The organism is Klebsiella sp. V115_8, from assembly GCF_029967715.1.
Taxonomy (GTDB): domain Bacteria; phylum Pseudomonadota; class Gammaproteobacteria; order Enterobacterales; family Enterobacteriaceae; genus Klebsiella; species Klebsiella quasipneumoniae.
Genome location: NZ_JASCAR010000023.1, coordinates 56,655 through 72,547, shown reverse-complemented (window position 1 = coordinate 72,547; position 15,893 = coordinate 56,655). Strand labels below are relative to the sequence as shown.

The following is a 15,893-nucleotide window of genomic DNA, read 5'->3' as shown; positions in this document are numbered from 1 at the left end:
ATGATGAAAGTACTTTGCGGCGCGGTGCTCTCCGCGCTGGTACTGGCGGCGGGCCAGGCGAGCGCCGCTTGCCAGTGGCCCGCCTGGGAGCAGTTTAAGAAAGCGTACGTCAGCCCCGAGGGGCGGGTGATCGACCCCAGCGATGCGCGCAAAATTTCCACTTCCGAAGGACAGAGCTATGGCCTGTTCTTTGCCCTGGCGGCCAACGATCGCGCGGGGTTCGACAAGCTGCTGACCTGGACGCAGAACAACCTGGCGGAGGGCGACCTGCGGCAGCATCTGCCGGGCTGGCTGTGGGGGAAAAAGGACGACGAACAGTGGACGCTGCTGGACAGCAATTCGGCATCCGACTCGGATCTGTGGATAGCCTGGGCGCTGCTGGAGGCGGGGCGCCTGTGGCAGCAGCCGCAGTACACCGAGACCGGGAAAGCGCTGCTGGCGCGGATTGTTGACGAAGAGACGGTGGCGGTGCCGGGCCTTGGCACGATGCTGCTGCCGGGAAAAGTCGGTTTTGCCGACGACAGCGGCTGGCGGTTTAACCCCAGCTATCTTCCGCCGCAGCTGGCCACCTATTTTGTGCGTTTTGGCGCGCCGTGGCCCACCCTGCGCGACACGAACCTGCGTCTGCTGCTGGAGACCGCGCCGAAAGGCTTTACCCCGGACTGGGTGCGCTATGAGAAAGGGAAAGGCTGGCAGCTGAAAACGGAGAAGCCGCTGATCGGCAGCTATGACGCGATTCGCGTCTACCTGTGGGTGGGCATGCTTCATGATGGCGATAAGCAAAAAGCGCGTCTGCTGGCCCGCTTTGCGCCGATGGCGGCGCAGACCACGGAACAGGGGGTACCGCCGGAGAAAGTGAATATCGCCACCGGTAAAACCAGCGGCCAGGGGCCGGTGGGCTTCTCCGCGGTGATGCTGCCGTTTTTACAGAACGACGAGGCCCGGTCGGTGCAACGACAGCGCGTCGCCGATAACTATCCCGGCGCGGATGCCTACTACAGCGCGGTCCTGACGCTGTTCGGTCAGGGTTGGGATCAACACCGTTTTCGTTTCACTGCGGGTGGCGAATTACAACCTGACTGGAACCAGGAATGCGCAAGCTCTCACTAAGTTTACTCACGCTGTCCCTCGGCGTCGCGCTGCTGCCGTTAGCGCAGGCGGCGACGACGCCCGCCCAGGAACATCTGCTGGAGCAGGTGCGCCTCGGCGAGGCCAGCAATCGTGAAGACCTGGTGCGCCAGTCGCTATACCGTCTGGAGCTGATCGACCCCAACAACCCGGACCTGATTGCCGCGCGGATGCGCTATCTGCTGCGCCAGGGGGATACCGCCGGGGCGCAAAAAGAGCTGGAGCGACTGACGAAGCTGGCGCCGGATTCCCCTGAGCTGAAGGCGTCGCGCAATGAGATGAAAAGCAACACCGGCGAGGGCCGTCAGGCGCTGCAGCAGGCGCGCCTGCTGGGCGTGGCCGGGAAGGTCGATGAAGCCATCGCCGCCTATGAAAAACTGTTCGGCGGCGTGCCGGATGATGTTGATGCCGCTATTGAATACTGGACGCTGGTGGCGCGCCTGCCGGCCCGTCATAGCGAAGGCGTCAGCCAGCTGAAAAAACTGAACGCCAGCGCGCCGGGCAACGTCAGCCTGCTGACGGCGCTGGCGAAGCAGATGTTTGCCGATAACAAACCGCAGGAAGGGTTCGCCTATCTGGCGGAAATGGCCCGCTCAGCCTCAGGACGCGGTATCGCTGCCGATATGTGGTTCAGCGAAGTGAAAAGCATGCCGGTGAGCAAAGCCAGCGTGCAGGCGTTGCAGCAATTCCTGCTGCAGTTTCCTACCGGCTCGGTGGCGGCGAACGCCCGCGTCCTGCTTGACCAGCAGCAGGCGCAGCTGCAGGATCCGACGTTCCGCGCCCGCTCGGAAGGGCTGGCGGCGGTCAAATCCGGAAATACCTCGCAGGCGGTGGCGGATCTGCAGAAAGCCGTTCAGGCCGACAGCCGCGACAGCGATGCGGTGGGCGCCCTCGGCCAGGCCTATTCCCAGCGCGGCGACCGCGCGCGGGCGGTGGCCCAGCTCAATAAAGCGATTGCCATGGATCCCGACAGCCCGAATCGTGGCAAATGGGACAGCCTGCTGCAAACCAACCGCTACTGGCTGCTGATCAAGCAGGGGGATAACGCCCTGAAGGCCGGTCAGCTTTCACAGGCGCAGAATTATTATGCCCAGGCGCAGCGGGTCGATCGGACCGACAGCTATGCCGTGCTGGGGCTGGGCGACGTCGCGGCGGCGCGCAAGGCGTCGGCGGCGGCGGAGCGCTATTATCAGCAGGCGTTGCGCCTGGATCGCGGGAATAATCTGGCGGTGCGCGGCCTGGCCAACCTCTATCGCGCTGAATCGCCTGAGAAAGCCAGCGCCTGGATCGCTGGTCTTCCTGCCGCCCAGCGGCGCAGCATCGATGATATCGAACGCAGCCTGAACAACGACCGGCTGGAGAAACAGGCGCAGGCTCTGGAGAGTCAGGGCAACTGGGCGCAGGCGGCAGAAGTTCAGCGTCGGCGCCTGGCGCTGGAGCCGGACAGCGTGTGGATCACCTATCGTCTGGCGCGGGATCTGGTCAGCGCCGGCGAGCGCCAGGAAGCCGATGCGCTGATGCGGGCGATGGTCAACCGCCAGCCGCAGGATGCTGAACGGATCTACGCCTCGGGGCTTTACCTGTCGGGGAACGACCAGGACGATCTGGCGCTGGCGCAAATCGCCGCCCTGCCGCGCAGCGCATGGACGGATAACATTCGTGAACTGGAGGCGCGTCTGCAAAGCGACCGGGTGCTGCGCCAGGCGAACCAGCTGCGGGAGAGCGGCGAGGAAGCGCAGGCGATCGCCCTCATCAAACAGCAGCCGGCCTCGGTGCGCTATGACCTGACGCTGGCCGACTGGGCCCAGCAGCGCGGGGACAACCAGACGGCGATTGCCGACTATCAGCGGGTGCTGCGTCAGGAAGCCGACAACGGCGATGCGCGCCTCGGCCTTGCGGAAGTCTATCTGGCCGAGGGCGATAAACAGGCCGCCCGGGCGCAGGTCATGCAGCTGAAAGGCGCAGAGGCCGAATCCATGAATATGCAGCGGCGGGTCGCCCTGGCGCGAGCCGGCCTTGGCGATACCGCTGACGCCCAACAGATTTTTAACCAGATTGTGCCGCAGGCGAAGGCGCAGCCGCCCTCGATGGAGAGCGCGCTGGTGCTGCGCGATGCCGCGCGTTTTGCCACCCGGAACGGGGAGCCGCAGCAGGCGCTGACCCACTACCGGGAGGCGATGGTGGCCTCCGGAATCACCCCCGCGCCGCCGCAGGATAACGATACCTTTACCCGGCTGACGCGCAACGACAGCCGGGATGACTGGCTGAAGCGCGGGATCCGCAGCGATGCCGCCGACCTTTATCGCCAGCAGGATCTGAACGTCACCTTGGAACACGACTTTTGGGGATCCAGCGGCACCGGCGGCTATTCCGACCTCAAGGCGCATACCACCATGCTGCAGGTGGATGCCCCGCTGGCGGATGGCCGGATGTTCTTCCGCACCGACCTGGTCAATATGGATGCCGGCAGCTTTTCCACCCACAGCGACGGGAGCTACTCGCCCAGCTGGGGCACCTGCGGGGAGATCGCCTGTACCAGCGGCAGTAAAAATCAGACCGACAGCGGGGCCAGCGTAGCGGTCGGCTGGAAGAATGACACCTGGAGCGGCGATATCGGCACCACGCCGATGGGCTTCAATGTCGTCGATGTGGTCGGCGGCCTGAGCTACAGCAGCGACGTCGGGCCGGTGGGATACACGGTCAATGTGCACCGGCGGCCCATCTCCAGCTCGCTGCTCTCCTTTGGCGGGCAGAAAGACAGCAACAGCCATACTGGCACCACCTGGGGCGGCGTTCGCGCCGACGGCGGCGGTGTGAGCCTCAGCTATGACCGGGGCGAAGCGCACGGTATCTGGTCCTCGCTGGGGGCCGACTCGCTGACCGGTAAAAACGTGGCGGATAACTGGCGCGTGCGCTGGATGACCGGCTACTACTATAAGGTGATTAACGAGAATAATCGTCGCGTCACCGTCGGCCTCAACAATATGATCTGGCACTACGACAAAGATCTCAGCGGTTACACCCTCGGCCAGGGCGGCTATTACAGCCCGCAGGAGTATCTCTCGTTCGCTGTGCCGGTGACCTGGCGTCAGCGCACGGAGAACTGGTCCTGGGAACTCGGCGGATCGGTCTCATGGTCCCATTCGCGTACCCAGACGCAAGCCCGCTATCCGCTGCTGAACCTGATCCCGTCCGACTACCGGCAGCGCGCCAGCGAACTGACGGAGGAGGGCGGCAGCAGCCAGGGATTCGGTTACACCGCCAGAGCGCTGGTGGAGCGGCGGGTGACCAGCAACTGGTTCGTTGGCGCCGCGGTCGATATTCAGCAGGCGAAGGACTACACCCCGAGCCATGCGCTGCTTTACGTGCGCTATTCGGCGGCCGGCTGGCAGGGGGATCTGGATATGCCGCCCCAGCCGCTGGTGCCTTACGCCGACTGGTAGCAGAATAGGCTGAATTACGTCACAGAGCACCACTCCACGGCGCGCTTCGCGTATACTCGTGAGGCGTTGCCCACCGTCGGCCGCCGGGGAGGTCTCTCCGGCGTCTGCGCCACCGCGCGGAGCTATCCCGTCACTTCATCCCTCGCGGGCGTGGGCGAAGGATTTAAGTATATAATCAGCCTGAAACGACCGGGATTGAAGGATTAATGCCGGGTATGCATTCAGTATCAGTGGAGAACACCGTTGCGCGTCAGCCGTTCACTTACAATCAAACAGATGGCGATGGTCGCGAGCGTGTCCATGGCCTTTGTATTGGTTTTTTGCACTATTTTGCTGTTTCACTTTGTGCAACAGAGTCGCTTTACCACGGCCACGCAGTTAGAAAGTATCGCGCGATCCGTTCGCGAACCGCTGTCTGCGGCTATTCTGAAAGCCGATATTCCGGAAGCGGAAGCCATTTTAAGCCGTATCCAGCCTGCTGGCATCGTCAGCCGGGCGGATGTCGTCTTGCCCAACCAGTTCCAGGCGCTGCGGATGCGGTTTATCCCTGAGCGGTCGGTGCCGGTGACCATCACCCGGCTGTTTGAGCTGCCGGTGCAGATTTCGCTGCCCATTTATTCGCTGGAGCGGCCGGCCAACCCGCAGCCGCTGGCCTATCTGGTGCTGCAGGCTGACTCCTATCGCATGTATAAATTCGTCATGAGCGCCCTTGCTACGTTAGTAACTGCTTACTTACTTCTGGTGCTAATGCTGACGGTGGCGCTCACCTGGTGCATCAACCGGCTGATGGTTCGCCCCCTGCGGCGTATCGCCCGCGAGCTGAACGATCTCTCCCAGCAGGAGCGTCTTGGCCATCAGCTGACCCTCCCGCGCCTGCACCATGACGACGAGATCGGCATGCTGGTGCGCAGCTATAACCGCAACCAGCAGAGCCTGGTGCGCCAGCATGATGAGCTGTCCATCCAGTCGACCCGCTTCCCTGTCTCCGAGCTGCCGAATAAAGCCTTTTTGCTGGCGATGCTGGAGCAGACGGTGGCCCGCCCGCAGAGCGCCGCGCTGATCGTCGTCGCCTGTGAAACCCTGCAGGACGCCGCCGGCGTGCTCAAGGAGAGCCAGCGCGAAATGCTGCTCCTGACGCTGGTGGAGAAGCTGCGCGCCGCGATCCCGCCGCAGATGGTGCTGGCCCAGGTAAGCGGCTATGACTTCGCCATTCTCGCCGATGGCCTCGCCGAATCCTGGCAGGCGGTGACGATAAGTAAGCAAGTGCTCACTATTATTAATGAACGTTTACCGCTGCATGGTCTGCAGCTGCGGCCCTACGCCAGCGTCGGGATCGCCATGTTCCACCCCGGTCTCAGCGCCGAACAGTTTTACCGGCGCGCGGTCTCGGCCGCGGTCACCGCAAGACGCAAAGGTAAAAATCAGATTGAGTTCTTCGATCCCGAGCAGATGGAAAAGGCTCAGCGCCGCCTGATGGAAGAGCACGAAATTATGACCGCCCTCGACAACCAGCAGTTCGCGATCTGGCTGCAGCCGCAGGTGGCCTGCGCCAGCGGCGAGCTCTGCGGCGCCGAGGTGCTGCTGCGCCAGCGGCAGGCGGATGGCAGCTGGTCCCTACCGCCGGCGCTGATTGAGCGCATTGAGTCCTGCGGGCTGATTATCCCGGTCGGCTACTGGGTGATGGAAGAGGCCTGCCGCCAGCTGGCCGCCTGGCAAAGCCAGGGCATTATGCTGCCGCTGTCGGTCAATGTTTCCCTGCTCCAGCTGCTGGAGCACGACCGTGGCGAGGAGATGCTGAAGCTGATCGCCCGCTACCGCATTGCGCCGGGCACCCTCATCCTTGAGGTGACGGAGAGCTGCCGGATGGACGATCCGCAGGATGTGATGGCGCGGTTGCGGCCTCTGCGCGAGGCCGGCGTGCGGATTGCGCTGGATGATTTTGGCATGGGTTATGCCGGGTTGCACCAGCTGCAGCAGATGAAGGCTCTGCCGGTGGATATTCTGAAAATTGATAAGGTATTCATCGATATGCTGCCGGAGGATGTCAGCATGGTGCCGGCGATAATCCAGCTCGCGCGCGGCCTGTCGCTGCGCATTGTGGCGGAAGGGGTGGAAACGGAAGACCAGTCTCGCTGGTTGCAAGCCGCCGGCGTCGAGGTGCTCCAGGGACACCTGTTCGGTTGCGCTTTACCGCAGGAGGCGTTCAGCGCCCGCTATTTATCCCCGGTCCGGGAAGATGCAAATTTGTAAATGTTTTGTTGACTTGTGCGAGTCAGCTCAAAGATTTTAACAATCGCGTTGCACTTTCGACGTTAGTTATTTCTGAAATGTTTCCAGGGTGTTATTTTTAAGCCACAGACGCCAAATATCCCTTCTTGCTCTGTGGTTATTCCCAAAGGACACCCTATGAAAACCTCTATCTTTAAAAGCCTCTATGTCCAGGTTCTGACGGCCATAGCGATCGGTATTCTGCTGGGCCATTTTTACCCGGAACTGGGCGCGCAAATGAAACCCTTCGGCGACGCCTTCGTTAAGCTGATTAAAATGGTGATTGCTCCGGTTATCTTCTGTACCGTCGTGACGGGGATCGCCGGAATGGAGAGCATGAAAGCCGTTGGCCGTACCGGGGCGGTGGCGTTGCTCTATTTCGAAGTGGTCAGCACCATCGCGCTGATTATCGGTCTGGTTATTGTCAACGTGGTGCAGCCGGGGGCCGGGATGAACGTCGACCCGTCGACGCTCGATGCGAAAGCGGTGGCGGTGTACGCTGAGCAGGCGAAAGACCAGGGGGTGGTGGCCTTTTTACTGGATGTGATCCCGGGCAGCGTCATTGGCGCCTTCGCCAGCGGCAACATCCTTCAGGTTCTGCTGTTCGCCGTTCTGTTTGGCTTTGCCCTGCATCGTCTGGGCAGCAAGGGCCAGCTGATTTTCAACGTCATTGAAAGTTTCTCGCAGGTCATCTTTGGCATCATCAATATGATCATGCGCCTGGCGCCGATCGGCGCCTTCGGGGCCATGGCCTTCACCATCGGTAAATATGGCGTCGGCACCCTGGTGCAGCTGGGCCAGCTGATCATCTGCTTCTATATCACCTGTATTCTGTTCGTGGTGGTGGTGCTGGGGTCAATCGCCAAAGCCACCGGCTTCAGCATCTTTAAATTTATCCGCTATATCCGCGAAGAGCTGCTGATCGTGCTGGGGACTTCCTCATCCGAATCGGCGCTGCCGCGCATGCTCGACAAGATGGAGAAGCTCGGCTGTCGTAAATCGGTGGTGGGCCTGGTGATCCCGACCGGCTATTCGTTCAACCTCGACGGCACCTCTATCTATTTGACGATGGCGGCGGTCTTTATCGCCCAGGCGACCAACAGCCATATGGATATTTTCCATCAAATCACCCTGCTGGTGGTGCTGCTGCTCTCCTCGAAAGGGGCGGCGGGAGTGACCGGCAGCGGCTTCATCGTGCTGGCGGCGACCATCTCGGCCGTCGGGCATTTACCGGTGGCTGGCCTGGCGCTGATCCTCGGTATTGACCGCTTTATGTCCGAAGCCCGTGCGCTGACTAACCTGGTGGGTAACGGCGTCGCCACGGTGGTGGTCGCGAAATGGGTTAAAGAACTCGATGCCAAACAGATGGATGATGTGCTGAATAACCGTGTTCCCGCGAACAAAACGCACGAATTATCCTCTTAAATCCTCCTCTTAGGCCCGTACTCCCTTGCTGGAGTACGGGCTCCTGCGCATAATTAGAGGTCATTTCCGCCCGGCGGGAATGACACGAAATGATTATTTTACGTTGTCATGCGACATTTTCGTCTCCGTGTGGTCTAACCGACGTATTTCACTCTCACTTTTTTCGGCAGCCCGTCAGTGGGATGCTGTTGTAACCAGGAATGTTCATCAGGGGTTCACATGCAGGGCACAACAATTAAACTCTTAACGGGCGGTTTGCTGATGGTAGCGGCGGCCGGTTATGTGCAGGCAGAAGCGCTCCAGCCTGATCCGGCCTGGCAACAAGGGACCTTAGCGAATGGGTTGTCGTGGCAGGTGCTGGCCACGCCGCAGCGTCCCAGCGACCGTATCGAAGTCCGTCTGTCCGTGAATATTGGCTCGCTGAGCGAAAGCACTCAGCAGAGCGGTTTCAGCCGTTTTATTCCCCGTCTGGCGTTGACGCAAAGCGGCAGCCTGCCGACGATGCAGGCGCGCTCGCTGTGGCAGCAGAGTATTGACCCGAAGCGTCCTCTGCCGCCGGCCATCGTCTCCTACGATTACACGATGTTTAATCTCAGCCTGCCGAATAACCGCAACGATCTGCTGAAAGAGGCGCTGAGCTGGCTGGCGGACGCCAGCGGTAAACTGACCATTACGCCTGAATCGATCAATCACGCGCTGCAGGGCAACGACATGGTGGCGACCTGGCCGCTGGATACCAAAGAGGGCTGGTGGCGCTATCGCCTCAAGGGCTCCACCATGCTGGGCCACGATCCCGCCGCGCCGCTGAAGCAGCCGATCGACGTGGCGCATCTGAAAGACTTTTATCAAAAATGGTACACCCCCGACGCCATGACGCTGATCGTGGTGGGTAACGTCGACAGCCGCAGCGTCGCTGAGCAAATCAGCAAAACCTTTGGCGATCTGAAGGGCAAGCGGGAAACGCCCGCGGCGGTGCCGACCTTATCGCCGCTGCCCACCGTGCCGGTCAGCATCATGACCAGCGCCGTGCGCCAGGACAAACTGTCCATCATGTGGGACGCCCCCTGGCAGCCGATCCGCGACTCCGCGGCGCTGCAGCGCTACTGGCGCGACGACCTCGCCCGCGAAGCGCTGTTCTGGCACGTGCAGCAGAGCCTGAGCAAAAATAACGTCAAGGATATTGGTCTTGGTTTTGACTGCCGGGTGCTCTATCAGCGCGCGCAGTGCGCCATCAATATCGAATCGCCGGGCGAGCGCCTGAATAACAACCTGAGCGTGGTCTCGCGCGAGCTGGCGAAAGTGCGCGACAACGGCCTGCCGCAGGAGGAGTTTGACGCGCTTATCGCTCAGAAAAGCCTCGAGCTGCAGAAGCTGTTTGCCACCTATGCGCGCACCGATACCGACATTCTGATGAGCCAGCGCATGCGCTCCCTGCAAAATCAGGTGGTGGATATCGCGCCGGAGCAGTACCAGAAGCTGCGTCAGGAGTTCCTCAACTCCCTGACGGTGGACATGCTGAACCAGTACCTGCGTCAGCAACTGTCTCAGGATATGGCGCTGGTGTTGCAGCAGCCGAAAGGCGAACCGGAATACAACATGAAGGAGCTGCAGGCCACGTGGGAAAAACTGATGGCGCCGAGTCCGGCGACCGCAGCGACCAGCGGCAGCGCCGATACGGTTGACGCCCACAGCGAGGCCAGCGACATCCCGTCGGGGCAGTAACCTGACGCCTCTCCGGCGCGCCAGCGGCGGCCGGAGAGCGCTTACAGGTGAGGATTATTGCGGCATTGCTTCCCGGGGGATGATCGCCCCGCGATATTGGATCACCGTACTGGCGGTCAGATGTCCGCGTCTGGCGGCGGATTCAGCATCGCCGCCGGTCAGGCGCACGGCCAGATAGCCGGCGCTGAAGGAGTCGCCGGCGGCAGTGGTATCCACCACTTTCTCTTTGGCCAGCTTGACGGCCGGCACTTCCTGCAGCGGTTGCCCGCTCACCGAGACCAGGCAGGCATCCGCTCCGCGCTTCACCACCACCTCTTCCACGCCGGCGGCGTGGGTGCGGGCGATCACCTCGGCGACCGGTTTTTCCCCCCACAGCGCGTCTTCATCATCGAGGGTCAGAAACGCGATATCGGTGCAGGCGAGCATCTCCTGATAGACCTGCTGCGTCTCCGCCTGGCTGGCCCACAGGCGCGGGCGATAGTTGTTGTCGAAGATCACCTTGCCGCCGTTGCCGCGGCACTCACGCAGCAGCGTGAACAGCCTGGCACGACTGGCCGGGCTGAGAATGGCGAGGCTGATGCCGCTCAGGTAGAGATAGTCGAACGTGGCCAGCTCTTCGCAAATCGCCGCCGCGCGATCGCTCTCCAGCCAGAATTTTGCCGCCGCCTCGTTGCGCCAGTAGTAGAAGGTGCGCTCGCCGGCGTCATCGGTTTCAATGTAATACAGCCCCGGCAGGCGGTCGGCCATCCGCTGGATCAGGCTGGTGTTGACGTTTTCCTGCTGCCAGCTGTCGAGCATCTGCTGGCTGAACGCATCGGTTCCCAGCGCGGTGACGTAGTGGACGCTCAGCGCGCTGGCATCCGTCTGCCGCGCGATATAGACCGAGGTGTTTAAGGTATCGCCGCCAAAGCCGCGGTTAACGGCCCCGTTCTTCTCTGACAGCTCAATCATGCATTCGCCAATGACGGCAATTTTTTTAGACATAGCCAGAACCTGCAATGGAATCGATATAAGCGCTAGTGTGCGCTGCGCTGTTTTGCTGGTCAATCATATTAAAACATCGTTCCATTATTTTTTTGACCTGACGCGCGTAATGTGACGAAAAGCGCATTTCCAGGAGAAACGCCGCTTTTTGACTATATTCAGGACTGACGTGATGCAAAAGGAGCGGAGTAGGGATGAGCAGAACCCGTAAAACGTTGGTTATCATCACAGGAACGATACTGTTGCTGATCGTTCTCTTCTTTATCGTGTTGGCCACCTTCGACTGGAACCGGCTGAAGCCGACGATTAATCAGAAAGTGTCTGCCGAGCTGAACCGCCCGTTCGCCATCCGCGGCGATCTCGGCGTGGTCTGGGAGCGGCAGCCGGAGGAGCGCGGCTGGCGCAGCTGGATCCCGTGGCCCCATGTGCACGCGGAAGATATCGTGCTGGGCAACCCGCCGGCCATTCCCCAGGTGACCATGATCCACCTGCCGCGGGTGGAGGCGACCCTCGCCCCGCTGGCGCTGCTGAGCAAAACGGTGTATCTGCCGTGGATCAAGCTGGAACAGCCCGACGTGCGGCTGATCCGCCTGGCGGAAGACAACAATAACTGGACCTTTCAGCTGGCTGGCGATCAGCGTGCCGCGGGGGACAGCGCCCCCTCCAGCTGGTCTTTCCGCCTCGATAACATTCTCTTCGATCGCGGGACTATCGCCATTGATGACAAGATCACCCGCAGCGATATCACCATTCTCGTCGATCCCCTCGGCAAACCGCTGCCGTTCAGCGAAGTCACTGGCACGAAGGATCGGCATAGTGCGGCGAAACCAGGCGACTACGTCTTTGGCCTGTCGCTGAAGGGCCGCTATAAGGACCAGCCGGTCACCGGCAACGGTAAAATCGGCGGCATGCTGGCTCTGCGCAGCGCAAGCACGCCTTTCCCGCTGCAGGGCGACTTCCGCTCCGGCAATACGCGGGTGGCGTTCAGCGGCACGGTCAGCGATCCGCTCAACGTCGGCGGCATTGACCTGCGGCTGAAATTCGCCGGCGATTCGCTGCGCGATCTCTACGACCTGACCGGCGTGCTGCTGCCGGAGACGCCGTCGTTCTCCACCGACGGCCGTCTGCGCGCCGACTTTAAGCAGAAAAACAGCATGCGCTTTGACTATCAGAATTTTAACGGCCGGATCGGCGATAGCGACATTCATGGTTCCCTGACCTATACCACTGGCAAACCGCGGCCGAAGCTCAGCGGCGACATGGAGTCGAAGCAGCTGCGGCTGGCGGATCTCGGGCCGTTAATCGGCGTCGACTCCGGCAAAGGGACGAAGAAAAGCGCTGCGCGCCAGGCGGGCGATCGGCCGCAGCCGGCGGGTAAAGTGCTGCCGGCGGACCGCTTTGAAACCGATAAATGGCAGGTGATGGATGCCGATGTGCGCTTTAAGGGCCGGAGAATTGAGCACGGCGGTACGCTGCCGATCAGCGATCTGGCGACCCACGTGATCCTGGAGGATGGCGACCTGCGCCTGCAGCCGGTGCGCTTTGGCCTGGCCAACGGGTCGATTGCCGGCAGCGTGCACCTGCAGGGCGATAAAAAGCCGCTGCAGGGTGAGGCCAATCTGCAGGCGCGGCGCCTGAAGCTGAAGGCGCTGATGCCGAACGTCGAGATGATGCAGAAAACCCTCGGCGAGATGAATGGCGACGTTCAGCTGCGCGGCAGCGGCAACTCGGTGGCGGCGCTGCTCGGCAACAGCAACGGCAACCTGAAGCTGCTGATGAACGACGGCCTGATCAGTCGCAACCTGATGGAAATTCTCGGCCTTAACGTCGGTAACTACCTGATCGGCCAGATTTTTGGTGATGAGGAGGTTCGGGTGAACTGCGCGGCGGCCAATATCGACGTGACCAACGGCGTCGCCCGGCCGCAGATTTTTGCCTTCGATACGGAAAACGCGCTGATCAATGTGACCGGGACCGCCAGCTTCGCCTCCGAGCAGCTGGACCTGACCATCGATCCGGAAAGCAAGGGCTTCCGGGTGATCACCCTGCGTTCCCCGCTGTATGTTCGCGGCACCTTTAAATCGCCGCAGGCGGGGGTGAAGGCCGGGCCGCTGATTGTCCGCGGCGCGGTAGCGGCGGCGCTGGCTACTCTGGTGACGCCGGCTGCCGCGCTGCTGGCGCTGATCTCCCCGGCGGAGGGCGATAGCAACCAGTGCCGGACCATATTGTCGCAGATGAAAAAGTAGGGGAGAGCCCTGACGCCAGCGGCGTCAGGGCGAAGGATCACAACGACTGGTGGCGGGTCTCGTGGGTCAGCAGCAGGGCGATCAGCGTCAGCGCCGCCATCGCCGCCAGATAGGTGCCGACCGCCGCGAGGCCATAGTTGCCCTGCAGCCAGGCGGCAATGTACGGCGCGACCGAGGCGCCGAGGATCGACGACACGTTATAGGAGAACGACGCCCCGGTGTAGCGCACTTCCGTCGGGAACAGCTCCGGCAGCAGCGCGCCCATCGGGCCAAAGGTCAGTCCCATCAGGCTTAAGCCCAGCAGCAGGAAGGCAAAGACCAGCAGCGGGTTACCGGAACCCAGCAGCGGTTTAAAGGCGAACAGGGCGAACAAAATAATCATCGTGGTGATGATAATCATGCTCTTACGACGACCAAAGGCGTCCGCCAGCAGGCCGGCGATCGGCACCATTACGCCAAAGCCAATCACCGCCATCATCAGCATCCACAGCACTTCGTTACGCGGCAGGCCCAGGCCATTCGGCGCCGCGCCGGTGCTGAAGGTCATCGAGTAGACGGTCATGATGTAGAACAGCGTATAGGTTGCCAGCATGATGAAGGTGCCCAGCACCGTCACGCGGACGTGTTTGGTCAACAGGGTACCCAGCGGGATTTTGACCTGTTTTTTCGCCGCCGCCACTTTGGCGAAGACCGGGGTCTCATGCAGCGAAACGCGAACATACAGACCGATGATCACCAGCACCGCGGAGAAGATAAACGGCACGCGCCAGCCCCACTCCATAAACTGCTGATCGGTTAACAGCCAGGAGAGCAGCAGGAAGGTGCCGTTGGCGAAGAAGAAGCCGATCGGCGCGCCCAGCTGCGGGAAGGAGCCATACAGGGCACGCTTGCGCGCCGGGGCGTTTTCCGTTGCCAGCAGCGCTGCGCCGCCCCACTCCCCTCCGAGGCCAAGTCCCTGACCGAAGCGCGCCAGCGCCAGCAGCATCGGCGCGACAATGCCAATGCTTTCATAGCCGGGCAGCAGGCCGATCACCACAGTGGAGATCCCCATGGTTAACAGCGAGGCCACCAGGGTGACCTTCCGGCCGACGCGATCGCCGAAGTGGCCAAACAGCGCGGAACCGATTGGCCGGGCGACGAAGGCGATGGCGAAGGTGGCCAGCGACTGCAGGGTGGCCGCGGCGGCATCGCCCTGCGGGAAGAAGATATGCGGGAAGACGATGACCGCGGCAGTGGCATAGATGTAGAAGTCGAAAAACTCAATGGCGGTGCCAATGAGCGAGGCGACAACGACTTTGTTGCGTGAGTTGACCGGGGCGGTTTCCTGCGTGTTTTCGAGTGTGGTGGCTGTGGCTTGCATAGATCTTTCTTATTTTTGCGCGAACGAAAAGCCATATAGCCACAGCCACCGGGACATTTCAATCTGTAACAAACGCGGAAAATGAGCAAAAAAGAGGCAAAAAGCGGATAATTTTTACGCCAGAAAAAATAGTTCTATGAAATGCTTCACACAATTAAAAAGATAGAGAATAAAACCAGTTTTTCGTTAAATAAAAGTTACGTCCTGGATTTATCTGCTGAAATCAAGCGCGAGGATGAATTTTGCCTCTTTTATTCATCCTCGCAATACCTCAGCGGTGGGTTTTGCCCGGCATCCGCCGGTCGTCTTTATACTCCGCGGTGGCGATCCACGCGGCGCAGAACAGCGTCAGGCGGGCAAAGAAATAGAAAAAGGCCATCAGCCCCAGCACCGATCCGAACGCCGCCCCGGAAGGGGATTTCACCAGCGCCGGCAGCGTCCAGGTCATGACGATTTTGATGATTTCAAAGCCAATCGCCGCGATAAGCGTGCCGCGAAACAGGGCTTTGCGCCGTGGACGGTGGCGCGGCAGCCGCCAGAAGATCCAGAAAAAGAGCAGATAGTTGGCAAAAATCGAGATGGCGAGACCGATCAGCCGCCAGGCGGGTTTCAGCCATTCAATATTGTCCAGATACAGCGCGGAGATAATCAACTGCTGGGCGGAACCGGCGACAGAGGTGATCGACAGCGTAATAATCAGCGCCACCAGCAGACCGATCAGCGAGATAAGATCGCGGAAGTATTTTATCCAGATTTTCTCCTCGTCCTGCGGCCGGCGCTCCCAGACGTCGCGCGACTGAGCGCGGATCGCTTCGCGCAGGTTGCCCATCCAGTTAATGCCGGAATAGAGCGCCACCAACAGGCCGACGAGGCCGACGGCGGTGCGCTGCTGCACCGCGGTGTTGATGGTGTTTTTCAGCGTCGCCGCCAGCGTCGGGTCGCTGACGTTTTGCAGAATTTTGTCGAAAATGTCCTGCAGCAGGGTCGGATGCCAGGCCAGCACGAAGCCGGCGGCGGCAAACGAGACCATCAGGATCGGGATCATCGACAGGAACGAGAAGTAGGTGATGGCCGCGCCGAACTGATTGCCCAGCCGGTCGTTGAAGCGCTCTGCGGCGCGTATCAGGTGGGCGACTACCGGGTTGCGCTGCACTTTGGCCGCCGTTCCGGTGACGGTCTTCAGCGCCTGGCTGGCTTTTTGCCCGACGGCCGTGTCATTGAGAGCGTCGAGGGGGCTTTTGTTTTTCTCCGGCTGCGTGTCCGGTTCCTGTGGGGGGCGTCGATCGTCGTTTTCCGGCGTCATACGTGATTTCTTCC

Annotated in this window: 9 protein-coding genes; 6 read left to right on the top strand and 3 right to left on the bottom strand. The window is 61.1% G+C overall.

Features of this window, described 5'->3' with window-relative positions; genetic code table 11:
* The 5 genes from bcsZ (at position 1) to QLG03_RS07915 (ending at position 9,986) form a co-directional block, all read left to right on the top strand.
* The gene (bcsZ, locus tag QLG03_RS07935) at positions 1 to 1,110 is read left to right on the top strand and encodes a cellulose synthase complex periplasmic endoglucanase BcsZ (protein ID WP_023291293.1); all 1,110 of its coding nucleotides are present in this window, start codon (positions 1 to 3) and stop codon (positions 1,108 to 1,110) included.
* The gene (bcsC, locus tag QLG03_RS07930) at positions 1,092 to 4,571 is read left to right on the top strand and encodes a cellulose synthase complex outer membrane protein BcsC (protein WP_255989267.1); all 3,480 of its coding nucleotides are present in this window, start codon (positions 1,092 to 1,094) and stop codon (positions 4,569 to 4,571) included. Before bcsZ ends, bcsC begins: the two co-directional genes overlap by 19 nt.
* Positions 4,572 to 4,814: 243 nt before the next feature.
* Positions 4,815 to 6,821 (top strand): biofilm formation regulator HmsP, encoded by a 2,007-nt coding sequence (gene hmsP / locus QLG03_RS07925; RefSeq protein ID WP_064154933.1) that lies wholly within the window; start codon positions 4,815 to 4,817, stop codon positions 6,819 to 6,821.
* 156 nt (positions 6,822 to 6,977) lie between these two features.
* A complete protein-coding gene (locus tag QLG03_RS07920) occupies positions 6,978 to 8,264 on the top strand; it encodes a dicarboxylate/amino acid:cation symporter (protein ID WP_023291290.1) in 1,287 nt (428 codons plus the stop codon).
* Between the two features lie 219 nt (positions 8,265 to 8,483).
* On the top strand, positions 8,484 to 9,986 hold the full coding sequence (locus tag QLG03_RS07915) for a pitrilysin family protein (protein ID WP_023291289.1): 1,503 nt from the start codon (positions 8,484 to 8,486) through the stop codon (positions 9,984 to 9,986).
* 54 nt (positions 9,987 to 10,040) lie between these two features.
* Here QLG03_RS07915 and QLG03_RS07910 read toward each other — a convergent pair whose 3' ends face one another.
* Positions 10,041 to 10,970 (bottom strand): sugar kinase, encoded by a 930-nt coding sequence (locus QLG03_RS07910; RefSeq protein ID WP_048335523.1) that lies wholly within the window; start codon positions 10,968 to 10,970, stop codon positions 10,041 to 10,043.
* 194 nt (positions 10,971 to 11,164) lie between these two features.
* Here QLG03_RS07910 and QLG03_RS07905 point away from each other — a divergent pair, with 194 nt between their 5' ends.
* Positions 11,165 to 13,216: an AsmA family protein gene (locus QLG03_RS07905; protein WP_064158038.1), complete on the top strand. Its 2,052-nt coding sequence runs from the start codon at positions 11,165 to 11,167 to the stop codon at positions 13,214 to 13,216.
* A 37-nt stretch (positions 13,217 to 13,253) separates the two neighbouring features.
* Here QLG03_RS07905 and QLG03_RS07900 read toward each other — a convergent pair whose 3' ends face one another.
* A complete protein-coding gene (locus QLG03_RS07900; RefSeq protein WP_017900001.1) occupies positions 13,254 to 14,576 on the bottom strand; it encodes an MFS transporter in 1,323 nt (440 codons plus the stop codon).
* Between the two features lie 271 nt (positions 14,577 to 14,847).
* Complete coding sequence (gene yhjD, locus QLG03_RS07895; protein WP_023291286.1) at positions 14,848 to 15,879, bottom strand: inner membrane protein YhjD; 1,032 nt, start codon at positions 15,877 to 15,879, stop codon at positions 14,848 to 14,850.
* Between the last annotated feature and the right edge of the window lie 14 nt (positions 15,880 to 15,893).